Source organism: Pseudomonas sp. PF05 (assembly GCF_056521845.1).
In genome coordinates this window covers 643,244-666,220 of sequence record NZ_JBWLPW010000001.1, presented here as the reverse complement: position 1 = coordinate 666,220, position 22,977 = coordinate 643,244, and the positions used below count along the sequence as shown (strand labels likewise).

The window sequence follows — 22,977 nt, the reverse complement described above, 5'->3', positions numbered from 1 at the left end:
GCTCAGGCTGACGCACTGGAACGAACCTGGACCGTCACCCACTCCGAATGCTGGCTGACGTCATCCAGGCGCTCGACCTGATAGAACACGGCCACCGACCTGTCGCCTTGACCCTGCCAAAACGCCACAGGAACCACAAATGCGAGCGGTTGGCCTGCCGTGGCCTCGGTGATTTCGCGGTCAAGCACATAAGCGGAATTGCCATTGCACTGCAACCAGACCAGCTCGCCCACCTCAAGCCCGGGATCATCGATGACGATCGTCACTCCCTCTTGCAAATCGTCGACATCAAGCCACCCATCATTCATCTCCTGGATCCTGGGCGCCTTCAACGCAGGACGCAGCAGAGGACCGACGTGCAATGACAAGGGCTCGGCACGGCGCACCGAATGCCCACGCCTGACGACATAGACCAGGGCCAGGTTGTGTCCCACATGGGGAGCGATCAACGAATGATCGATCCAGAGCGACACCTCACGACCGACAGCATGGGTTTCTATCTCCAGCACGTCGCGCCAAAGCGCGTTGGAGCCTTTACTGGCCGTCAGGATCAACCGATCGCCGACCGCCATCCTGGCGTAGGGCCGAATCGTCACCCAGGTTCCGTCAGGCACTCGACTCGGGTCAAGACTGCCACCGACCGCATCGTTGGCAATGGCAGGTAGCAGTTGCGGTGATACATCACCGATGTCCAATTGCAGGTGCTCCGAAACCAGGGTGGCCGGCAACTGTTTGCCCGTCACCTGGTACGAGAGCTCCAGCGAGCCACCGTCCAACTCGGCAATATGCGGTTCGCGCACGACGAATACGAGGTCTCGTCCTACTTGCCGCTGCGTGACAAACCCGGCCACTTCATATCGGTAAGGCTCACCCTCGTTGTTGAGCCCATGCCAACACAGCAGCACCTCATCCCCGCACGTCATCATCGGATAAGGTTTGACGGTAACGACGGCCTTGCGCCAAGCGGGATTGATCACCCCGTCCCTGGCCGCGGCCAGGACCGGTGGCGGCAGCCTTGTGCTTGATGTTGAACGGGGTCGTTGAGAAGAAGGGTAAGTGATCATGTACAGGCTCCAGTCCTTGGATGAAGGCACCGTTTGCATAACGGTGCTCAATGGAGCCATTAAAACCCGCTCGCCCCAAACCCACAGCCAGACAAGTCGACAACGGCAGTAGTCCCTTGCGTTCAAAGCCGTAGCTGCAAACAACTCGGGTTATAGGAGACCTCCTACACCTATAGGCACCGTCGGGTTATTTCCCATTCTTCCCACTTTTTTTATTCCGGTTTCGCTGGTTCAGCGTGGTTTCTTCCTACATCGCCGATCACGGAGCTGGATTAGAGTGAAGTCGCAAATTCAACGTGAACCTCTTCGAAAAAGGTACGAACATGCAACGGAATGCAACCACTCAGTTTCCCATCCTGTTGGTCCATGGGTTGTTCGGGTTTGACAAGATCGGCGGCTTCGAGCTGTTCCATGGCGTCAAACAAGCCCTCCGTGCAGGCGGTGCCCGGGTGTTTATCCCCTATTTGTCGGCCACCCATTGCAACGAGGCCAGAGGCGAACAACTGCTGGCACAAATCGATCGGGTCCTGGCCGGCACCGGTGCAGCCCGGGTCAACCTGATCGGCCACAGCCAGGGTGCGCTGGCCGCGCGCTATGCCGCCGCGCTGGCACCCGACAAAGTAGCCTCGGTCACGTCGGTCAGCGGCCCCAACCATGGTTCCGAACTGGCGGATTTTCTGCGCAAGGCCCTTACCCCCGGACGGTTGCCAGGGCATGTGGCAAGAGGCGTCGCCACATTGTTCGCCGACTTCATCTCGCTGCTTGACGGACAGGCGCAGCTGTCACCCAAAGCCCTCGCCGCGCTGGCGACGTTGACCACTGAGGGCGTGGGCGCCTTCAACGACAAATACCCCCAGGGCTTGCCGAAGAACTGGGGCGGGAACGGCCCGGACCGGGTCAATGGCGTGCGTTACTACTCATGGAGCGGTACGTTGCGAGAGACGACGGGGGCAGCATCGCAGCCTTTGCAGGTTTTCTGCCGCGCCTTTTCCAGATACTTCATCACCGAAGCCGAGCAGAACGACGGCCTGGTCGGGCGCTTCAGTTCGCACCTGGGCAAAGTCATTCGTTCCGACTATCCCATGGACCACATGGAGGCCATCACTCCAGGAGGCGGCACGTTACGCAAGGGTACAGACCCGACAGAGCCTAACCCCAAGGAGCTTAACCCCACAGACCTTTACCTGCGCCACGCCGAGCGCCTGCGCAAAGCCGGCCTTTGATCGCCGGGCCCAAGGTTTTGACGCAATTTTGACAACAACACGTTAACGAATCCGGTAGGCTCAACACCTTTAAATACAGCGAAAGGAATTTTCCCCCATGGCTAAAGCCACTGCCCGCCACATCCTGGTTTCCAGCGAAGAGAAGTGCAACGAACTCAAGGCCCAGATCGAAGCCGGCGCCGACTTCGCCGAAGTGGCCAAGACCAACTCCTCCTGCCCATCCAGCCGTCAGGGCGGCGACCTGGGTTCGTTCGGCCCGGGCCAGATGGTCAAGGAATTCGATACCGTGGTATTCAGCGCACCGATCAATGTGGTCCAGGGCCCGGTCAAGACCCAGTTCGGCTTCCACCTGCTGGAAGTCACCAGCCGTCAGGACTGATCCCAGTTTATCGGCATAACGGCCCGCCCTTCGGTGGGCCGTTGTGTTTGGGTCTCGCGAGGGACTGGCGATCCACGCGCCGCTCGCGTACAAATCGTGTCATCGATCACCCGGCTTTAAGGCTGACAATGCGACTGGCGTTCCCCTCCCTGCTATTGACTGCCGTGGTCCTGCTGACAGGCGCCGCCGGCGTCGATGCGGCACCGCAACACGCCCTGACCGTTTATGGCGAACCGGCCAAATATGCCGAAGGCTTCGGTCACTTCGCCTACACCAATCCCCAGGCCCCCAAAGGCGGGACCATGCGCCGCTCGGCCATCGAGATCGGCCATTTCGACCACATCCTGCCCTACATCGACAAAGGCATCGGCGTCAGCCAGATCGATGGCCTGCTGTATTCACCACTGGCCCAGCGCTCGCTGGATGAACCCTATACCGTCTATGGCCTGGTAGCGCAGAAGATGGAGCGGGCCGACGATGGCCTGTCCCTGCGTTTCTACCTGAACCCCAAGGCGCGCTTCGCCGATGGCAAACCCATTACCGCCCAGGACGTGCGCTACAGCTTCGAGCTGTTGATGACCCAGGGCAGCCTGCGCTATCGCACCCAGTTCGCGGCGGTCAAGGACGTCGTGGTCGAGGACGAGCGCACCGTGCGCTTCAATTTCAAGAACAACGAAAGCCGCACCCTGCCCCTGGACATCGCCACCCTGCCGGTCTTTCCCGAACATTGGTGGAAGAGCCGCGACTTCGCCAACGGCGGCGGCTACGAAGCCCCGCTGGGCAGTGGCCCCTACCGGGTGGGCAAGGTCGACTCCGGGCGCAGCATTACCTTCGAGCGCAATGCCGATTGGTGGGGCAAGGACCTGCCGGTCAGTCGTGGCCTCTACAATTTCGACCATTTCAGCATCGAGTATTTTGGCGATACCGATGTGGCCCGCCAGGTGCTGCGCGGCGGCGCCTACGACTACAATCGCGAGTTCTCCGCCACCGGCTATGCCATCGGCTACGACAGCCCGGCCCTGCGCGACGGTCGCCTGCAAAAGGCCCACCTGGCCACCGAGGCGCCCCAGACCGCCCAGGGTTTCGTGTTCAACCTGCAAAAACCGCAGTTCCAGGACCGTCGTGTACGCCAGGCCCTGGCGATGCTCTGGGATTTCGAATGGAGCAATCGCCAGATGATGCGCAACGTCTATGTGCGTCAGCAGAGTTACTTTTCCAACACCGACCTCGCCGCTCGCGAACTGCCCGATGCCGGCGAACGGGCGATCCTCGAACCCTTGCGCGGGCAGATTCCCGACGAAGTCTTCACCCAGGTCTTCCAGGCGCCGAAAACCGACGGCAGTGGCGTGATCCGCGACAAGCAACTGCAAGCCCTGGCGTTGCTGGAACAGGCCGGCTGGAAACCCGACGGCGACCGCCTGGTGAATGCCGAGGGCGAGCCGCTGAGCTTCACCTTCCTGAACAGCCAGAACGGTATGGACCGCCTGTTGCTACCCTACAAGCGCACCCTGGCGCAGATCGGCATCGACATGAGCATCCGGCGCATCGACGCGTCCCAATACGTCAATCGCCTGATGAGCCGTGACTACGACATGATCATCACCGGCTACCCGGTCAGCACCTCGCCGGGCCTGGAACTCTACAACTACTTCGGCTCGGCGGCGGCCAACGACCCGGGGGCCAACAACTACATGGCCTTGAAGAACCCGGCGGTGGACACGCTGATCGACGGGCTGGTCAAGGCCACGACCAAAGCCGACATGCTCCGCCACGCCCGTGCACTGGACCGGGTGCTGCAATGGAATTACTACTGGATCCCCAATTATTACCCGCCAGGCAGCTCGACCGTGTGGTGGAACCGCTTCGGTATCCCGAAGGTGCAGGCCAGTAATGACGAAGCCATCGAAAGCTGGTGGGAAGTGAGCACCACACCCTTGACCAACGAGCAGATGCGTGCTGAACGTATCAGGCGCGGCACACCCGGAGGGCCGCATTGATGTGGGCTTATATCGTGCGGCGCCTGCTGCTGATCATCCCCACGCTGGTGATTATCCTGCTGGTGAACTTCGTCATCGTGCAGGCCGCACCCGGCGGGCCGGTGGAACAAGCCATCGCCCACCTGCAAGGCATCGGCGGCGCCAGCGTCGGCGGTTCGGGCAACGCCATGACCGGCAGCTCCCGCGCCAGTCGCGGCCTGGATCCGCAACTGATCAAGGACATCGAGAAACAATACGGCTTCGACAAACCGGCCCACGAACGGCTGTGGCTGATGCTCAGCAGCTACGCTCGCCTGGACTTCGGCAAGAGCTTCTTTCGCGGCGCGACGGTCACCGACCTGATCCTGGAAAAAATGCCGGTGACCATTTCCCTTGGGCTCTGGGCGACACTGATCACTTACCTGGTGTCGATCCCCCTGGGCATTCGCAAGGCTGTGCGTCACGGCTCGGCATTCGATGTGTGGAGCAGCACGGCGATCATCATTGGCTATGCGATGCCGGCGTTCCTGTTCGCGATGTTCCTGATCGTGGTGTTCGCCGGCGGCACCTCGCTGAACTGGTTTCCGGTACGCGGACTGGTGTCGGATAACTTCGAGTCGCTGTCGACGCTGGGCAAGATCGCCGACTACTTCTGGCACCTGGTACTGCCGGTCACGTCGCTGGTGGTCGGCGGCTTCGCCACCCTGACGATCCTGACCAAGAACTCGTTCCTCAATGAAATCACCCGCCAGTATGTGGTCACCGCGCGGGCCAAGGGCATGAGCGAACGCCGGGTGCTGTATGGCCACGTGTTCCGCAATGCGATGCTGCTGGTGGTTTCAGGCATTCCCCAGGCGTTCATCAGCGTGTTCTTCGCTGGCTCTTTGCTGATCGAGGTGATTTTTTCCCTCGACGGCCTCGGACGCATGAGCTACGAGGCCGCGGTGTCCCGGGATTACCCGGTGGTGTTCGGCTCACTGTTCATCTTCACGCTGTTCGGCCTGCTGATCAAACTCATCGGCGACCTCTGCTACACCCTGGTGGACCCGCGCATCGACTTCGCCGCGAGGAACGCCTGATGTTCAAGTTTTCCCCCTTGGGCCGCCGGCGCTTCGAACGCTTCAAGAAAAACCGTCGGGGCTGGTGGTCGCTGTGGCTGTTCATCGGCCTGTTCATCCTGACCCTGGGTGGCGAGCTGATCGCCAATGACAAACCCCTGGTGCTCAGCTACCAGGGCTCGCTGTATTTCCCGGTGTTCAAGCGCCATACCGAGCAGGAATTTGGCGGGCAACTGCCGTTCCAGGCCGACTACCGCAGCAGCTACGTGCAGAACCTGATCCACAAGGACGGCGGCTGGCTGTGGTTTCCACCGATCCCGTTCAGCGCCGACACCCCCAACTACGATCTCAACCAACCGGCCCCGAGCCCGCCCTCATCGGTGAACTGGCTGGGCACCGACGACCAGTCCCGGGACGTGCTGGCCCGGGTGATCTTCGGCGCACGGGTGTCGATCCTGTTCGCCCTGGCCCTGACCGCCATCAGCGCGCTCATCGGCATCGCCGCCGGTGCATTGCAGGGCTACTACGGCGGCTGGGTGGATCTGCTCGGGCAACGCCTGTTGGAGGTCTGGTCCGGGCTGCCGGTGCTCTACCTGTTGATCATCCTGTCGGGCTTCGTGGAGCCGAATTTCTGGTGGCTGCTGGGAATCATGGCGCTGTTTTCCTGGCTGGCCCTGGTGGACGTGGTCCGCGCCGAGTTTCTGCGCGGGCGCAACCTTGAGTACGTGAAAGCCGCCCGGGCCCTGGGCTTGTCGGACCGCAAGGTGATCGTGCGGCATATCCTGCCCAACGCAATGAACGCCACCCTGAGCTACCTGCCCTTCATCCTCACCGGCGCCATCTCCACCCTCACCGCCCTGGATTTCCTCGGCTTCGGCATGCCGGCCGGCAGCGCTTCCCTGGGCGAATTGATTGCCCAGGGCAAGCAAAACCTGCAAGCGCCGTGGCTGGGGTTGACGGCGTTTTTCACCCTGGCGCTGATTCTCTCTCTACTGGTGTTTATCGGCGAAGCGTTGCGAGACGCGTTCGACCCACGATCGTGAAACGACCATGAAGCGGAACCTTGAGATGAGCGACAACCTGATCGAAATCCGCGACCTGAGCGTGGCCTTCAACGACAACGCCGTGGTGCGCAACTTGTGCCTGGACATCCGCCCCGGCGAATGCCTGGCCCTGGTCGGCGAGTCCGGTTCCGGCAAGTCGGTGACCGCACACTCGATCCTGCAATTGCTGCCCGAAACACAAGCCCGCACCACCGGCAGCATTCGCTATCGCGGCCAGGAACTGGTGGGCGCCGATACCACGGCCCTGCGGGAGCTGCGCGGCAACCGGATCGCGATGATCTTCCAAGAGCCGATGACTTCGCTGAACCCGCTGCACAGCGTCGAGAAGCAGATCGGTGAAACCCTGATGCTGCATAAGGGCCTGGGGGGCAAAGCGGCGCGCCAGCGCATTCTGGAACTGCTGACCCTGGTGGGCATCCAGAAACCCGCCGAACGGCTCAAGGCCTATCCGCATCAACTGTCCGGCGGTCAGCGGCAGCGGGTCATCATCGCCATGGCGCTGGCCTGCGAGCCGGAACTGTTGATTGCCGACGAACCGACCACCGCATTGGACGTGACCGTGCAGCGCAAGATTCTGCTGCTGCTCAAGTCGCTGCAGCAACGGCTTGGCATGTCCATGTTATTGATCAGCCACGACCTGAACCTGGTGCGCAGCATCGCGCAACGGGTGTGCGTGATGAAAGAGGGTGAAATCGTTGAACAGGCGCCCTGCGAAACCCTCTTCAGCGCGCCGAAACACCCCTACAGCTGCGAGCTGATGCACGCCGAGCCGGAAGGCGAAGCCCTGCCCCGGGACGAGCGCGAAGAGGTGCTGCAGGTACAGGACCTGCACGTCAGTTTCCCCCTGGGCGGCGGTCTGTTCCGGCGCAAGGAATACTTGCGCGCCGTGGATGGCATCAGCCTGTCCATCCAGCGTGGCAAGACCCTGGGCATCGTCGGTGAATCCGGCTCCGGCAAGTCGACGCTCGGCCAGGCGATCCTGCGGCTGATCGAATCCGAAGGCGGCATTCGCTTCCAGGGCCAGGCCCTCGATCAGCTGTCACAAAAAGCATTGCGGCCGTGGCGCAAGCAGATGCAGGTGGTGTTCCAGGATCCGTTCGGCAGCCTCAGCCCGCGCATGTCGGTGCAGCAGATCATCAGCGAAGGCCTTGAGGTCCACCAGCCCTCCAGCCCCGAACAGTGTGAAGCCCGGGTGATCCAGGCCCTCGAGGAAGTCGGCCTCGACCCGCTGACCCGCGATCGCTACCCCCACGAATTTTCTGGAGGCCAGCGCCAACGCATCGCCATTGCCCGGGCCCTGGTGCTCAAGCCAGCATTGATTTTGCTGGACGAACCCACCTCGGCCCTGGACCGCACAGTACAGAAACAAGTCGTCGCCCTGCTCCGCCAGCTCCAGGAGAAGTACGACTTGACCTACCTGTTCATCAGCCACGACCTGGCGGTGGTCCGCGCCCTGGCCCACGACATGATCGTGATCAAGGACGGCAAAGTGGTCGAGCAAGGCGCCAGCCATGACGTGTTCGACTCGCCTCAACACCCTTATACCAAGGAGTTGTTGGCGGCGGCGCATACGGGGTGGGTCTGACGCGATCAGGCCTCGCCCCGCTGATCCAAGGTGTGCGCAAATTCGCCAATCACCGTGACAACCAGTTGGGCACCGCGATGGATGTCCAAGATGACCGTGCCCGCCTGATTTGCCAACGTCACGCCTTGCTCCGCCTTGAGCGTACTGGACTGCATGCTGGTCACCGCCTGTTTGGCCAACTCGCGATTCTTGCCGACCACATCAGAAATGGCCACGGTGGCCTGGCTGGTGCGCCGGGCAAGGTTGCGCACCTCATCGGCGACCACCGCGAATCCACGTCCTTGCTCCCCGGCTCGGGCCGCTTCGATGGCGGCATTGAGTGCCAGCAGGTTGGTCTGTTCCGCAATCCCCCGGATGGCATCGACGATGCTGCCGATCTCCTCGGACTGGGCGCTCAACGCACCGATTCCCAAGGCAACCTGCTGTAATTCATCAGCAATGCTTTGCACCACTGTCACGGTTTGCTGGACGACCGAGGTGCCCAACTGCGTATGTTCATCTGTTTGGCGAGACGTTTCGAACGCCAGCCGCGCCGCTTTTGATTCAGTTTGACGCTGCTCGACCTCTCGAGTGCTGTCCGTGGCGAACTTAACGACTCCGTACAAACGCCCATTGGCATCGTAGAGCGGGTTGTAAGTCGCTTGCAGCCAGACCGTCGCGCCTCGCTTGTCGACACGCTGGAAAAGCCCATTCATGTATCGGCCCTGGTTCAGCCCAGCCCAAAAGCCACGATAGGCTTCGCTCTGCACTTCTTTGGGCGTGCAGAATATACGGTGGTGTTGGCCGAGCACTTCTTCGAGTCGATACCCCATGACCTTGAGGAAATTTTCATTGGCCCGCACCACGGTACCGCCCAGGTCAAATTCAATGACCGCCATGGAACGGTCTATCGCCTGCTTGAAACTGGATTCGGTCTGCGCGCGAAGCACGCGCTCATGATTGTCGCGCACAACCTGGACAATACGCTGCACCCCTGAACCTTTATCGTGTACGGGCACATAGTTTGCCTCTACCCAGATCCCGCCGCCTGCGCGCCGCAGGTGCAAAAACTGAGCTTCGGCGCTTTCGCCTCGCCCCAACTGCTGCCACAACGCCACGTTTTCCGGACTGCGCGCGTAGGAAGGTTCGCAAAACATCGAGTGGTGCTTGCCCACCACCTCTTCGAGAGAATAGCCAGTCATCTTCAGGAAAAGCGGGCTGGCGTCGAGCACATTCCCTGTCGCCGTGAACTCCACCATGGCCATGGCGCCACGGAGGGCCACCCGCTGCGCTTCAAGAATCGCCTGCCTGGCTTGGATTTCGTGCAAAGCGTCCTGATGCTTGCGAGTACGAATGAACATGGGTACGACTCCCAGAGACGTTAAGTGCAATACCACTGCCTGCCTGAAGGCGGGCCTTGGCTTAGCATCATTAAGCCACTACCTTTAAATAATTGTACAGATTTTTAATTATGTACAACTTAATTAGGCTTTCACTCATTCTCGCAAGCGGCACCCGTTCAGCTCCAGCCCATTTTCCATCGTGTGCTGTCACGCAACACCTGCCAATCGAGCCATTCGATGCGTGCACTTCGAACAGCCTGCAATTCCACCTGAATCGGCGAACCATGCTCATCGCAAAGCAGCTGAAGAACCAGAAAGTGCTTTTCTCGATTGACTGGATTGCAAGCCGTCCACTTGGAAAGCCTCAGCTTTCGAGGATTGAATTTATTCATGACGTGCTGACAACCTTTATGTACAGACTGAACGAACTGTACAACTTTATTCCTCCTCCAACCATGACGAATCGGAAGGGACTTCTGATCAGCCTGCATGCCCCGGCATAATGCCGCCGAACGACGGACCTCCCGGGAAATGACCGATGAACCCCACCGAAAGCCTCAAGGATTACAAGCGCGTCCGTACGCTGGCGATCCGTTCGTTGTTCGAGATCATCGAGCAGTCCAGCGAAGGTACGGTGATTGTCGACCGTGACGCGAATATCGTCTGGATGAACGAACGCTACGCCCGCCGCTTCGGCCTGAACTCGGCGAAGGAGGCGATTGGCCGGGCGTGCGAAAGCGTGATCCCCAGCAGCCTGTTGCGTGAAGTGGTGCGCACCGGGCGCCCGATCCTGCTGGACATGCAGGACACGCCCAAGGAGCCCCTGATAGTGATGCGCCTGCCGATCCACGACAGCGCGGGCGCGGTGATCGGTGCCATCGGCTTTGCCTTGTTCGATGAATTGCGCAGTTTGTCACCGATGCTCAAGCGCTACTTGAGCATGCAGGAAGAACTGGCCTCCACCCGCTCGCTGCTGCGGGCGCGGCAAACCAAGTACAACTTCGCCCATTTCATTGGCACCAGCAACGCCGGCCTTGAGGTCAAGCGCCGTGCCCGGCGCAGCGCCAGCGCCGATTCGCCGGTGCTGCTGCTCGGCGAAACCGGCACCGGCAAGGAACTGCTGGCCCAGGCCATCCACAGCGCTTCGCCACGCGCGCACAAGGCGTTCGTCAGCATCAACAGCGCGGCGATTCCTGAATCGCTGCTGGAAGCCGAGTTCTTCGGCACTGCGCCAGGGGCGTTTACCGGGGCCGACCGCAAGGGTCGCGCCGGCAAACTGCAAATTGCCCAGGGCGGCACGCTGTTCCTCGACGAGATCGGCGACATGCCGCTGCCGCTGCAAAGCAAACTGCTGCGCGTGCTCCAGGAAAAAGAATATGAACCGGTGGGCTCCAACGAGGTGCTGCAAAGCGACGTTCGGGTGATCGCCGCCACCTCCATGGACCTGGAAGCGGCAATCAAGCGCGGAGAGTTCCGCGCCGACTTGTATTACCGCCTCAACGTGCTGCCGATCCAGGTCCCGCCGTTGCGCGAGCGCCTGGATGACTTGCCGGCCCTGAGCGAAGCGATCCTTGAGGAACTGCGTAGCCAGCACGAACTGAACCACGCCGCCCTCGACCTGCTGCGGCAACACGCCTGGCCGGGCAACATCCGCGAACTGCGCAACGTGCTGGAACGGGCCGCGCTGCTCAGCGATGACCTGGTGCTCACGGCGGCGGACATCCGCGCCGCCATCGGCACATTCATACCGGTAACTCACTCGGCAAGCCCGAGCCTGGAGCCGCTGCCGCAAGAAACCTTCACCCAGGCCCGGGCACGATTCGACCGGCAGTTGATCGAAACCACCCTCGTGCAATGCGGGGGCAAAGTGGTTGAAGCGGCCGAGCGGTTGGGGTTGGGCAGGTCGACGCTGTACAAGAAGATGGTGGCGTTGGGGATTGCAGAGTCTCAATAAAGAGATTCAAGTCTCTATATTTAGACAGCTTCTTTTGGAGCGCTTTCGCACTCATCGCAAGCAAGCTCGCTCCCGTAGGGGGGCTGGCTTCTTCTGAAGTACGCGGTCAACTGTGGGAGCGAGCTTGCTCGCGATAAGGCCGGTACACCCCACAGAAGTCTCAAACCAGAGACAAATCTCTCATATCCGCCCTACACCCCCCAAACAATTTCCTTATATTTCAGCCAGTTACACACCTGGCACAAAACTCGCTAAAGCCCCTCCACAGTTTCACCACAACAATAACAATCCAGGAGACACACCATGAGTGTGATCATTGCCTTGGCAGCCCTCACGCTGCTGATGGTGGCCGCCTACCGTGGCTACAGCGTTATCCTCTTTGCCCCCATCGCCGCCCTCGGCGCCGTCCTGCTCACCGACCCATCCGCCGTCGCCCCTGCGTTCACCGGGGTGTTCATGGAAAAAATGGTCGGGTTCATCAAACTGTATTTCCCGGTGTTCCTGCTCGGCGCAGTGTTCGGCAAGTTGATCGAGTTGTCGGGGTTTTCCCGCTCCATCGTCGCCGCGGCGATTCGCCTGTTGGGTACGCGCCAGGCCATGCTGGTGATCGTGCTGGTTTGTGCCTTGCTGACCTACGGCGGCGTGTCGCTGTTCGTCGTGGTGTTCGCGGTGTACCCGTTCGCCGCCGAAATGTTCCGCCAGAGCAATATCCCCAAACGGCTGATCCCGGCCACCATCGCCCTCGGCGCGTTCTCGTTCACCATGGACGCCCTGCCCGGCACGCCACAGATCCAGAACATCATCCCCAGCACGTTCTTCAATACCACCGCCTGGGCTGCACCGTGGCTGGGCCTGATCGGCGGGCTCTTCGTGTTCAGCCTCGGCATGCTGTTCCTGCAACGCCAGCGCAACAAAGCCCAACGTGTGGGCGAAGGCTATGGCACCGAGCTGCGCAACGAGCCGGAAACCGCCGAAGACATCAAGCTGCCAAACCCCTGGATCGCCGTTTCGCCGCTGCTGGCGGTGGGAATCATGAACCTGTTGTTCACCCAGTGGATCCCCCAGTGGTATGGCAAGACCCACAACCTGGCGCTGCCGGGCATGGCGACGCCAGTGACCAGCGACATCGCCAAACTGACCGCGATCTGGGCAGTGCAGGCAGCGTTGCTGGTGGGCATCATCATGGTGCTGTTGTTCGGTTTCCGGGTCATTCGCAGCAAACTGGCCGAAGGCAGCAAGAGCGCCGTGGGCGGTGCACTGCTGGCGGCGATGAACACCGCTTCGGAATACGGCTTCGGCGCGGTCATCGCCTCCTTGCCGGGCTTCCTGGTACTGGCCGACTGGCTCAAGAGCATTCCCAACCCACTGGTCAACGAAGCGGTGACCGTCACGCTGCTCGCGGGCATCACCGGCTCCGCCTCGGGGGGTATGAGCATCGCTTTGGCGGCGATGTCCGAAACCTTTATCAACGCTGCCCACGCAGCCAACATCCCCCTGGAAGTGCTACACAGGGTAGCCGCCATGGCCAGCGGCGGCATGGACACCCTGCCCCACAACGGCGCGGTAATTACCCTGCTGGCCGTCACCGGGCTGACCCACCGTGAAGCCTACAAAGACATTTTCTGCATTACGCTGATCAAGACCCTCGCGGTCTTCGCGGTGATCGGTGTGTTCTACGCCACTGGCATTGTGTGAGGTTCCCATGACAACCACTCTTTCGGGCAAGACGGCCCTGGTCACCGGCTCTACCAGTGGCATCGGCCTGGGTATCGCCCTGAGCCTGGCCAGGGCCGGGGCCAACCTGATCCTCAACGGCTTTGGCGATGCCTCGGCAGTGATCGCCGAGGTGAAACAGTTCGGCGGCAAGGTTGGTCATCATCCGGCCGACGTCAGCGACGCGGCGCAGATCGCCGACATGCTCGCCTACGCCGAGCGCGAGTTCGGCGGCGTGGACATCCTGGTGAACAACGCCGGGATCCAGCACGTGGCCGCCGTGGAGGATTTTCCGGTGGAGCGCTGGGACTCGATCATTGCCATCAACCTGTCATCGGTGTTCCACGCCACCCGCCTGAGCCTGCCGGGCATGCGTGCCAAGGGTTGGGGGCGGATCATCAACGTCGCCTCGGTGCATGGCCAGGTCGGCTCGGTCGGCAAGGCGGCGTATGTCGCAGCCAAGCATGGGGTGATCGGCCTGACCAAGGTGGTCGGTCTGGAAACCGCCACCAGCAACGTGACCTGCAACGCCATCTGCCCGGGCTGGGTGCTGACGCCGCTGGTGCAAAAACAGATCGATGATCGCATTGCCGCCGGCGTCGATCCGCAACAGGCGCAGCATGACCTGCTGGCCGAGAAACAGCCGTCCCTGGAATTCGTCACCCCGCCGCAACTGGGAGAACTGGTGCTGTTCCTGTGCAGCGAAGCCGGCAGCCAGGTGCGCGGCGCGGCGTGGAATATCGATGGTGGATGGTTAGCCCAGTAAATCCCTTGCGATCCCTTGTGGCGAGGGGACTTATCTGTGGGAGCAAGGCTTGCCCGCGATGAACGAAACCGCGGTTTAGCTTTTGAACCGCGGTGCGGCCATCGCGGGCAAGCCTTGCTCCCACAGAGTGGAGATAAATCCCCTCACCACAAGAATGGGTCGCTCTATAGTTTGTGTGTACACAAAAAAACAAGAGGCACCCCATGTCCGACATCCTCTGGCAACCCAACCCCGAACGCATCGCCCAGTCGCGCATGAACGCCTTTCGCCAGTTCGTCAACGCGCGACATCAACTGCAACTGAACGACTACCCGGCCCTGCACGCCTGGAGCGTCGATCAGCGCGAGGCCTTCTGGCAGGCCATTGTCGATTTCTTCGAGATTCGCTTTCACCACGCGCCGGACGCGGTATTGGTGGAGGGTGCGCAAATGCCCAGCGCCCAGTGGTTCCCTGGCGCCACGCTGAACTTCGCCGAACACCTGCTGCGCCGCCGTGATGACGCCGTCGCCGTGGTGGCGCTCGACGAAAACGGCGGCCAGGAACAACTGACCTGGACCGAACTCGCCGCCCATGTCGCTGGCCTGCAAAAAAGCCTGCAAGCCGCTGGCGTCACCCGGGGCGATCGAGTGGCCGCTTGCATGCCCAACACCTGGCAGACCCTGGTCGGCATGCTCGCCACCACCAGCCTGGGCGCTATCTGGTCGTGCTCATCACCGGACTTCGGCACCCAGGGGGTCATCGACCGGTTTGGCCAGATCGAACCCAAGGTGCTGATCACCTGCGCGGGTTATCGCTATGCCGGGAAAATCATCGACCAGCGACCCAAGGTCAACGAAATCCTTGAACGATTGCCGTCATTGCAGCAATTGATCGTACTGCCTTATGCCCAGCCTGACGCCCGCGTCGAGGACTTCAAGACCTCGGCCGCTGTCGCGCTGTGGAACGACTTTTATCGAAGCGGTGGCGAACCGGCTTTCGTCAGCGTGCCCTTCGACCACCCGCTGTACATCCTGTATTCCAGCGGCACCACCGGCGTGCCGAAGTGCATCGTCCATGGCACCGGCGGCGTGCTGCTGCAACACGTCAAGGAACATGGCCTGCACGTCGACCTCGGGCCCGAGGATCGGCTGTTCTACTACACCACTTGCGGCTGGATGATGTGGAACTGGCTGGTGTCGGCCCTCGCCGTGGGCAGCACGGTGGTGCTCTACGATGGTTCGCCGTTCCACCCCGGCCCCGAGCGCTTGCTGGACCTGATCGACCAGCAGCGCATCAGCGTATTCGGCACCAGCCCCAAGTTCCTCGCCACCCTGGAAAGCGAAGGCCTCAAGCCCCGGCAGACGCACCGCTTGGACAGCCTGAAAACCCTGCTCTCCACCGGCTCGGCGCTGGCGCCCCATAGCTACGATTACGTGTACCGCGACATCAAGTCCGATGTCTGCCTGGCCTCGATGTCCGGCGGCACTGACATTGTGTCCTGCTTCGTCAACGGCAACCCACTGTCACCGGTACGCCGGGGCGAGATGCAGGGCAAGAGCCTGGGCATGGCTGTGCAAGTCTGGAACGAGGCCGGCAATCCGGTCATCGGTGAAAAAGGTGAGTTGGTGTGCACCCGGCATTTCCCGGCAATGCCCATTGGTTTGTGGAACGACCCTCGGCAGGAAAAACTTCGCGCCTCCTACTTCAGCCAGTTTCCCGGCGTGTGGGCCCAAGGTGACTACGCCGAAGAACTGCCCCACGGCGGTTTCTTGATCCATGGGCGCTCCGATGCCGTGCTCAACCCCGGCGGCGTGCGCATCGGCACGGCGGAAATCTATCGGCAGGTGGAAAAGGTCGAGCAGGTGCTGGACTGCGTCGCCATCGGCCAGCAATGGCAGGGCGATGTCCGGGTGGTCCTGTTTGTGCGCCTGCGCGATGGCGTGACACTGGATGAAGCCCTGGTGCAACGGATCCGCCAGGTCATCCGGGCCAACACCACACCGCGTCATGTGCCGGCGAAGATCCTCGCGGTCAGTGATATTCCACGAACCATCAGCGGCAAGGTGGTGGAGCTGGCGGTGCGCAATGTGGTGCATGGCGAGGTGGTGAAGAACACCGATGCCCTGGCCAACCCCGGGGCTTTGGAGCAGTTTCGGGATCGGCCGGAGCTGGCTACCTGAACTGGACAGGCCTCAGACCTGTGGAGAGCAAAAACACTTGTGGGAGCAAAACCTGTGGGAGCAAAGCTTGCTCGCGATACAGGCAACGCGGTTTTTCAGACCTACCGCGTCATCGTTCATCGCGAGCAAGCTTTGCTCCCACAGGCTCATCACGGGCTTTGCTTCCACAGGCTCATCACAGGCTTTGCTTCCACAAGTGTTGTTCCCACAGAAGTACTCAATCCATAAGCCCCCACTCACCCGCCGCCGGGTCGGCCGGTGGCGCCGCCGCACCCGACTCGGTATGCAACTTCAACCGCAATCGCAAGTTGTTCGCCGAGTCAGCGTTTTTCAGGGCTTCCTCCTCATCGATGGCGCCTTCAACCACCAGGTTGAACAGTGCGTGATCAAAGGTTTGCATTCCCAGTTCCTCTGACTTTTCCATGATGCCCTTGAGCTCGCCGAACTCGTTGCGCCGGATCAGGTCGGCCACCGTGGGCGAACCCAGCATCACCTCCACCGCCGCCCGGCGCTGGCCGGTGCGGGTGCGCACCAGGCGCTGGGAGACGAACGCCTTGAGGTTGTTGCCCAGGTCGTTCAACAACTGCGGCCGGCGCTCTTCCGGGAAGAAGTTGATCACCCGGTCCAGTGCCTGGTTGGCGTTGTGGGCATGCAGCGTGGAAATCACCAAGTGCCCGGTATCGGCGAAAGCCAGGGCGTGCTCCATGGTTTCCCGGTCGCGGATTTCGCCGATCAGCACCACGTCCGGCGCCTGGCGCAGGGTGTTTTTCAGGGCCGCGTGAAAACTGCGGGTGTCGACACCGACTTCCCGTTGATTGATGATGGATTTCTTGTGCCGATGGATATACTCCACCGGGTCTTCGATGGTGATGATGTGACCGCTGCTGTTGCGATTGCGGTAATCGATCAGCGCCGCCAGGGAGGTCGACTTGCCCGAGCCTGTCGCGCCGACGAACAGCATCAGCCCTTGTTTCTGCATGATGGTGTCCAACAGCACTCGAGGCAGTTTCAGGTCTTCGAAGCGCGGGATGTCCAGCTTGACGTTGCGGATCACCATGGACACGTCATTGCGCTGCTTGAAGATATTGACCCGGAACCGCCCGACGCCGGCCAGGGAGATCGCCAGGTTCATTTCCAACTCCCGATCGAACTCAAGGCGCTGTTCGGCGTCCATCAAAGACTCGGCGAGCCGGGCAATGTCGCCGACCTTGAATGCCTCGTTCCCCAAGGGTTTGAGCACACCCTCGAAACGCGCGCACGGCGGCGCACCCGTGGACATGTAAAGATCGGAACCATTCTGGCTCGCCAGGATTCGCAACAAGGGATCAATTTCCATGGACTGAAATTTCCGCGAGACATCAATTGAAACAAGCTGACCCGAGCATGAAACTCTTCAGATCAACCCGCGCTTACCTTCTTCAGAGGATAGTAGACGCCGCGGTACCGACACGACTTGCAGGGGGTCTGTCATGAGCGCGATGCCCTCCGGCAGCGACATACAGAGCCTGATCGCCCGGCTGGACTGGACCCGCAGCCCGCTGGGCACCACCCAAAACTGGCCGCAAAGCCTGCGCACCGCCGTGGACATCGTGCTCCACTCCCCGATGCCAATGGCCTTGCTGTGGGGCCACGAACTGACCCACATCTACAACGACGCCTTTGCCCGATTGGTCGGCGACAAGCATCCGCAGGCGTTCGGCCAGCCGACCCACGCAGCATGGCCCGAACTCAAAGCCTTCAGCGAACCGATTTATCACCGCGTGTTGCAAGGCCGCACGTACAGCAGCCGCGATCAGCAATGGCGCCTACCCTTCGCCGGCCGCTTCTGCGACTTGTGGCTGGACCTGACCTACAGCCCCGTGCACGACGAAAGCGGCACCGTCGCCGGTATCCTGGTCACCGCCATTGAAACCAGCGAACGGCGAAAATTGGCCCAGGAGTTCGAACGACGCTCCGAGGCCAGTCTCAAGGCCCAGCTCGAAAGCGAGGAACGCTTGCAACTGGCCTTGGCCGCCACCGATGCGTTAGGCACCTGGGACTGGGATATCAGCGAAGATCGCTTCATCGCCGACGAACACTTCGCCCTGCTGCACGGAGTCGATCCGAGCCTGTCACGCCAGTTGCCCATCAGCGCCTACCTCGAAGGCGTGCACCCCGAGGACCGGGCCATGGTCGCTCGCAGCATCAAGCACTGCATCACCCACGGCACCGAATACGCCGAGGAATATCGTTTGCTGCGGCCCGACGGTGAATTGCGCTGGGTATTCGTACGCGGTCGTTGCTACAAGGATCGCCACGGCCGGCCCAAGCGTTTTCTTGGTGCGGCGCTGGACCTGACCGAGCGCAAGCGCACCGAGCAGGCCCTGCGCCAGAGCCAGACCGAGCTGCAGTTGATCATCAACGCCATGCCGATCCTCATCAGCTACGTGGACCGCCAAGAGCGTTTCCGGCTGAACAACAGTGCCTACCTGGACTGGTACGGCCTGACCCCTCAGGAACTCTACGGCAAGACGGTCCGCGAAGTACTCGGCGAAGAGGCCTATGCCGCCCGCGCCCAGCAGATCGCCGACGCCCTGGCCGGCAAACCGTGCACCTTCGCCGTGCAAATGGGCCATCGCGACGGGCGCCCGCGCCATTCGCTGGTCAACTACCTGCCTCGCCACGGGGCGGACGGTGCAGTAAACGGTTTCTACATCTTTGTGATCGACGAAACCGAAAGCCGCAAAACCGAGGAGGCCCTGCGCAACCTCAACGAAACACTCGAAGAACGGGTCATCGCCCGTACCCAGCAACTGGCCGAAGCCAATCACCGGCTGCAAAGCGAGATGTTCGAACGCGAGCGCGCCGAAGAAGCCCTGCGCCATGCGCAGAAAATGGAAGCCGTGGGCCAGCTCACCGGCGGCATTGCCCATGACTTCAACAACATGCTCACCGGTATCCTCGGCAGCCTCGACCTGATGCAACGCTATATCGCCGCTGGCCGCACCGACGAGATCGGGCGCTTCACCGAAGCGGCGGTGTCCTCGGCCAACCGCGCCGCGGCGCTGACTCATCGATTGCTGGCCTTTTCCCGGCGCCAGTCCCTGGACCGCAAACCACTGGACGCCAATGACCTGGTGCGCTCGCTCGAAGACCTGCTGAGCCGCACCACGGGCGATCACATCGTGCTGCGACTGCAACTGGCCAATGAGCTGTGGCCGGTCAGCACCGATGCCAGCCAGTTGGAAAACGCCCTGCTCAACCTGGTGATCAACGCCCGCGATGCGATGCCCGAGGGCGGCGAATTGATCGTCGAAACCGCCAACGTCTATCTCGACGGTGCGGACATCAACACCCTGGAGCCGGTCAAGGCCGGCGACTACGTGATGATCGCCGTCAGCGACAACGGCAGCGGCATGACCCCCGCCGTGCTGGCCAAGGCCTTCGATCCGTTCTTCACCACCAAGCCCATCGGCCAGGGCACCGGCCTGGGCCTGTCGATGATCTACGGGTTTGCCCAGCAGTCGGGTGGGCACCTCAACCTGGACAGTGTGCCCGGCCAGGGCACGCGGGTGCAGTTGTACCTGCCGCGCTTGCACGTTTCGCCGACCCAACCACCCGAGACGCCAGAGACAGTCGTCGTACCGCCGGCCATCGCCGGGGAAACCGTGCTGCTGGTGGAGGATGAACCTGCTGTGCGCATGCTGGTGCTCGATCTGTTGCAGGCCTTGGGCTACACCGCTCTCGAAGCCCGGGACGCCGTGACCGCGCTTCCCGTGCTGGAATCGGACCAGCGCATCGACCTGCTGGTGACCGATGTCGGGCTGCCGGGCATGAATGGTCGGCAGCTCGCAGAGATCGCCCGCCAGCACCGGCCGGGGCTCAAAGTGCTGTTCATGACCGGTTACGCGCAAAAAGCCGCCGAACGCCAGGGGTTCCTCGACCAGGGCATGGACATGGTCGCCAAGCCCTTCACCCTCGATCTATTGGCCAACAAGATTCGGACGATGATCAACCATGGCAACTGACTTGAGGCATAATCGCCGCCCCGTCGCACCGTTCAGGTCACCGCAGCAATGAAAGCCCAAGCCCGCCATATCCTGGTGAAAACCGCCGAAGAAGCCGAACAGCTCAAGCAACGCATCGCCAAGGGCGAAGCCTTCGATGTGCTGGCCAAGAAATACTCCACCTGCCCTTCGGGCAAACGCGGCGGCGATTTGGGTGAAGTAAGGCCGGGGCAGATGGTCGGGGTGATCGATGCGGTGATTTTCAAGAAGCCCCTGCGGGTAGTGCATGGGCCGATCAAGAGCAAGTTCGGGTATCACCTGGTGCAGGTGTTCTACCGGGATTGATCGATCACGTTGTCAGCGAAGCCTGTCTGTGGGAGCAAAGCTTTGCTCCCACAGGTACATCCCCCGCCCAGTCAGTCCCGGGGCATCAACGCCCCCGGCACCTGGATCACCCGGCTCGCCAACAGGTGCCCGGCCTCGGCCGCCTCCACCGGGCTGCCGCCCAGCAGACGACTCGCCAGGTACGCGGCGCTGAAGGAGTCCCCCGCCGCCGTGGTGTCCACGACGCGCTCGACCCGCAGGGCAGGTACTTCATAAGACTGGCCGTCACACCGAATCAGGCAGGCCTCGGCACCGCGCTTGAGCACCACCTCGGGCGTGCCGAGCTGCGCATAGGCGGCGAACACCGCCTCGCTGTCGGCATGACCGAACAATGCCTGCTCGTCCTCTACGGTCAGCAGCGCCAGTTCCACATAGGGCAAGACGCTGCGATACGCCGCCCGCGCCGCTTCGTTCGAGGCCCAGAGCCTGGGCCGGAAATTATTGTCGAACACCACCAGCGCCCCGCGCCTGCGCGCTTGGACCAGAGTTTCGATGAGCTTGCCACGCCCCTGCTCGCCGAGCACCGCCAGGGTGACGCCACTGAAATACAGCACATCGTAATCCAGCAACGCAGCCAGGATCGGGCCAGCGGCCGGGGTGGTAAAACAATCGCGCACCGCTGCCTCGTTGCGCCAGTACAGGAATCGCCGCTCACCCGCCGCATCGGTCTGGATGCAATACAGACCCGGCAGGCGTCCAGGCAAGCGCTGGACCCGCTGCAACCCGATGTTCTCGGCAGCCCAGCTCGCGCACATGGCATCGCTGAAACTGTCGTCGCCCAGGGCGGTGACGTAATCCACCGCGCCCCGGTCGCCCAGGGCGCGGGCCAGGTACACCGCCGTGTTCAGAGTGTCGCCGCCGAAGCTTTGCAGGAGGCTGCCGTCGGCGCGTTGTTGCAATTCGATCATGCATTCGCCGATCAGGGCGATGCGGGGTTTGGGGTTGCTCATGGATGATCCTGATAATTCAGCGGTGTTTTACAGATCGTCTTCGCGAGCAAGCCCGCTCCCACAGGGGATCTTTGGTGAACACAAATTCTGTGTCCGCAGCGGCCCAACTGTGGGAGCAAGGCTTGCCCGCGATAGCCGCGACTCGGTCTAAAGGCTAGAAACACGTCTCCATGCTCTCGACCACCCGCAACTGCTCATCCACCAGGCACCCCACCCGCCACTTGTCGAACGTCAGGCACGGGTGTGAAGTACCGAACGAGATGATGTCCCCGACCCGCAACTCAACCCCCGCCGCTACCGTCATGAACGCATGCTGGTCCATCACCGCCGTCACCTTGCAGCCACTCACATCGTCACCCGCCAGCAAGTCCGATCCGGGCTGGTAGCGCTTGAGCGGCACCGGCAAGCCGGCGTCGTAGGCCACGTCGCGCTTACCCAGGGCAATTACCGCGAAGCCCGGCTCCGGCAGCGATTGCACATGGGCCCAGACCTCCAGCGCCGGGCGCAGGCCTTCGTGCAGGTCGCTGCGCCGCTCCAGCACGCAGCACTGCGCTTCTTTGTAGATGCCATGGTCATGGGCCACGTAGCTGCCGGGGCGCAGCACGCTGAGAAAACGCCCGTGGGCATTCTGGGCTTCGAAGGATTCGGCGATCAGGTCGTACCAGGCCGAACCCGAGGCGGTGATGATCGGTTTGTCGATGGCAAAGGCGCCATTGTCCTGCAACTGCACCGCCAACCGCACCAGGGACGCCGCGAACGCACGAATGCCACTGATGGCGTGGTCACCGTGGATCACCCCTTCGTAGCCTTCGATGCCGATCAAGGCCAGCGCCGGTTGCGCCTGGATAGCCTCGGCCAGGGCCAACACCTCGGCTTCGGTCCGGCAGCCACACCGGCCGCCGACCACGCCGTACTCGATCATCACATTGAGCCGTACGCCGCGAGTGGCAAAGAACGCGCCCAGGTCAGCGACGTTGTCCGGATGATCGACCAGGCAGTGGAATTCGAACGCCGGGTCGGCGAGCAAATCGGCAATCAGCGCCATGTTCGGCGTGCCCACCAATTGGTTGGCCATTAGCACCCGGCGCACGCCATGGGCGTAAGCAGCACGGGTCTGCACGGCGGTGGCGAGCGTCAGGCCCCAGGCGCCGGCCTCCAGCTGCCGGCGAAACAGCGCGGGGGTCATGCTGGTCTTGCCGTGGGGCGCCAGCTCGGCACCGCTGCTGGTGACGAAATCTTGCATCCAGCGGATGTTGTGCTCCAGCGCCGCGCGATGCAGCACCAGCGCCGGCAGGCTGACGTCCCGTAGCAGGTGGGCGCCGACGGTGGCGGCGCCCTTCTCGACGCCGGCATTAAGGATGGCGGAAGGCATGTTCGAACTCCTCGCACACGGC

17 protein-coding genes and 2 pseudogenes are annotated in these 22,977 nt (G+C 61.9%); 12 read left to right on the top strand and 7 right to left on the bottom strand.

All coding sequences use genetic code 11. The annotated features are described in order from the left end of the window. Positions 1-2 precede the first annotated feature (2 nt). Positions 3-1,064 (bottom strand): hypothetical protein, encoded by a 1,062-nt coding sequence (locus AC09SL_RS02935; RefSeq protein ID WP_064106836.1) that lies wholly within the window; start codon positions 1,062-1,064, stop codon positions 3-5. A gap of 323 nt (positions 1,065-1,387) precedes the next feature. On the opposite strand from AC09SL_RS02935, the gene AC09SL_RS02930 reads away from it, so the two are divergent. From AC09SL_RS02930 to AC09SL_RS02905, 6 genes are all read left to right on the top strand, one after another. Further along, positions 1,388-2,287, top strand: coding sequence for an esterase/lipase family protein (locus AC09SL_RS02930; RefSeq protein WP_058545222.1), 900 nt, complete (start codon positions 1,388-1,390; stop codon positions 2,285-2,287). 97 nt (positions 2,288-2,384) lie between these two features. After that, complete coding sequence (locus tag AC09SL_RS02925; protein ID WP_058545044.1) at positions 2,385-2,666, top strand: peptidylprolyl isomerase; 282 nt, start codon at positions 2,385-2,387, stop codon at positions 2,664-2,666. Between the two features lie 128 nt (positions 2,667-2,794). Further along, complete coding sequence (locus AC09SL_RS02920; protein WP_058545043.1) at positions 2,795-4,663, top strand: extracellular solute-binding protein; 1,869 nt, start codon at positions 2,795-2,797, stop codon at positions 4,661-4,663. After that, entirely contained in the window at positions 4,663-5,721 is a 1,059-nt protein-coding gene (locus AC09SL_RS02915) for a microcin C ABC transporter permease YejB (protein ID WP_058545042.1), read from the top strand. Before AC09SL_RS02920 ends, AC09SL_RS02915 begins: the two co-directional genes overlap by 1 nt. After that, the gene (locus tag AC09SL_RS02910) at positions 5,721-6,743 is read left to right on the top strand and encodes an ABC transporter permease (RefSeq protein WP_058545041.1); all 1,023 of its coding nucleotides are present in this window, start codon (positions 5,721-5,723) and stop codon (positions 6,741-6,743) included. The genes AC09SL_RS02915 and AC09SL_RS02910 overlap by 1 nt, the downstream gene beginning before the upstream one ends. A gap of 25 nt (positions 6,744-6,768) precedes the next feature. After that, positions 6,769-8,349: an ABC transporter ATP-binding protein gene (locus AC09SL_RS02905; protein WP_064106784.1), complete on the top strand. Its 1,581-nt coding sequence runs from the start codon at positions 6,769-6,771 to the stop codon at positions 8,347-8,349. A gap of 5 nt (positions 8,350-8,354) precedes the next feature. Here the strand turns inward: AC09SL_RS02905 and AC09SL_RS02900 are convergent. From AC09SL_RS02900 to AC09SL_RS02890, 3 genes and pseudogenes are all read right to left on the bottom strand, one after another. Next, a pseudogene (locus AC09SL_RS02900) lies at positions 8,355-8,804 on the bottom strand (methyl-accepting chemotaxis protein); the annotation flags it as partial. A 105-nt stretch (positions 8,805-8,909) separates the two neighbouring features. Continuing rightward, positions 8,910-9,689: pseudogene (locus AC09SL_RS02895) on the bottom strand (PAS domain-containing protein); the annotation flags it as partial. 158 nt (positions 9,690-9,847) lie between these two features. Next, positions 9,848-10,063 (bottom strand): TIGR02450 family Trp-rich protein, encoded by a 216-nt coding sequence (locus AC09SL_RS02890; RefSeq protein WP_081264378.1) that lies wholly within the window; start codon positions 10,061-10,063, stop codon positions 9,848-9,850. A 146-nt stretch (positions 10,064-10,209) separates the two neighbouring features. Here AC09SL_RS02890 and AC09SL_RS02885 point away from each other — a divergent pair, with 146 nt between their 5' ends. From AC09SL_RS02885 to AC09SL_RS02870, 4 genes are all read left to right on the top strand, one after another. After that, positions 10,210-11,625, top strand: coding sequence for a sigma-54 interaction domain-containing protein (locus tag AC09SL_RS02885; RefSeq protein ID WP_058543930.1), 1,416 nt, complete (start codon positions 10,210-10,212; stop codon positions 11,623-11,625). 303 nt (positions 11,626-11,928) lie between these two features. Next, a complete protein-coding gene (locus AC09SL_RS02880) occupies positions 11,929-13,320 on the top strand; it encodes a GntP family permease (protein WP_058543929.1) in 1,392 nt (463 codons plus the stop codon). Between the two features lie 7 nt (positions 13,321-13,327). Further along, positions 13,328-14,104, top strand: a complete 777-nt coding sequence (hbdH, locus tag AC09SL_RS02875; RefSeq protein ID WP_058543928.1) for a 3-hydroxybutyrate dehydrogenase — start codon at positions 13,328-13,330, stop codon at positions 14,102-14,104. Between the two features lie 203 nt (positions 14,105-14,307). Beyond that, positions 14,308-16,263 (top strand): acetoacetate--CoA ligase, encoded by a 1,956-nt coding sequence (locus tag AC09SL_RS02870; RefSeq protein WP_058543927.1) that lies wholly within the window; start codon positions 14,308-14,310, stop codon positions 16,261-16,263. A 217-nt stretch (positions 16,264-16,480) separates the two neighbouring features. Here AC09SL_RS02870 and AC09SL_RS02865 read toward each other — a convergent pair whose 3' ends face one another. After that, positions 16,481-17,599 (bottom strand): PilT/PilU family type 4a pilus ATPase, encoded by a 1,119-nt coding sequence (locus AC09SL_RS02865; protein WP_058543926.1) that lies wholly within the window; start codon positions 17,597-17,599, stop codon positions 16,481-16,483. A 133-nt stretch (positions 17,600-17,732) separates the two neighbouring features. On the opposite strand from AC09SL_RS02865, the gene AC09SL_RS02860 reads away from it, so the two are divergent. Further along, on the top strand, positions 17,733-20,270 hold the full coding sequence (locus AC09SL_RS02860; protein ID WP_058543925.1) for a PAS domain-containing hybrid sensor histidine kinase/response regulator: 2,538 nt from the start codon (positions 17,733-17,735) through the stop codon (positions 20,268-20,270). A gap of 48 nt (positions 20,271-20,318) precedes the next feature. Continuing rightward, on the top strand, positions 20,319-20,594 hold the full coding sequence (locus AC09SL_RS02855; protein ID WP_003182808.1) for a peptidylprolyl isomerase: 276 nt from the start codon (positions 20,319-20,321) through the stop codon (positions 20,592-20,594). A 71-nt stretch (positions 20,595-20,665) separates the two neighbouring features. On the opposite strand, the gene AC09SL_RS02850 is transcribed toward AC09SL_RS02855, so the two are convergent. Then, positions 20,666-21,583, bottom strand: coding sequence for a sugar kinase (locus AC09SL_RS02850; RefSeq protein WP_058543924.1), 918 nt, complete (start codon positions 21,581-21,583; stop codon positions 20,666-20,668). A 154-nt stretch (positions 21,584-21,737) separates the two neighbouring features. After that, positions 21,738-22,955, bottom strand: coding sequence for an amino acid deaminase (locus tag AC09SL_RS02845; protein WP_058543923.1), 1,218 nt, complete (start codon positions 22,953-22,955; stop codon positions 21,738-21,740). Positions 22,956-22,977: the final 22 nt, after the last annotated feature.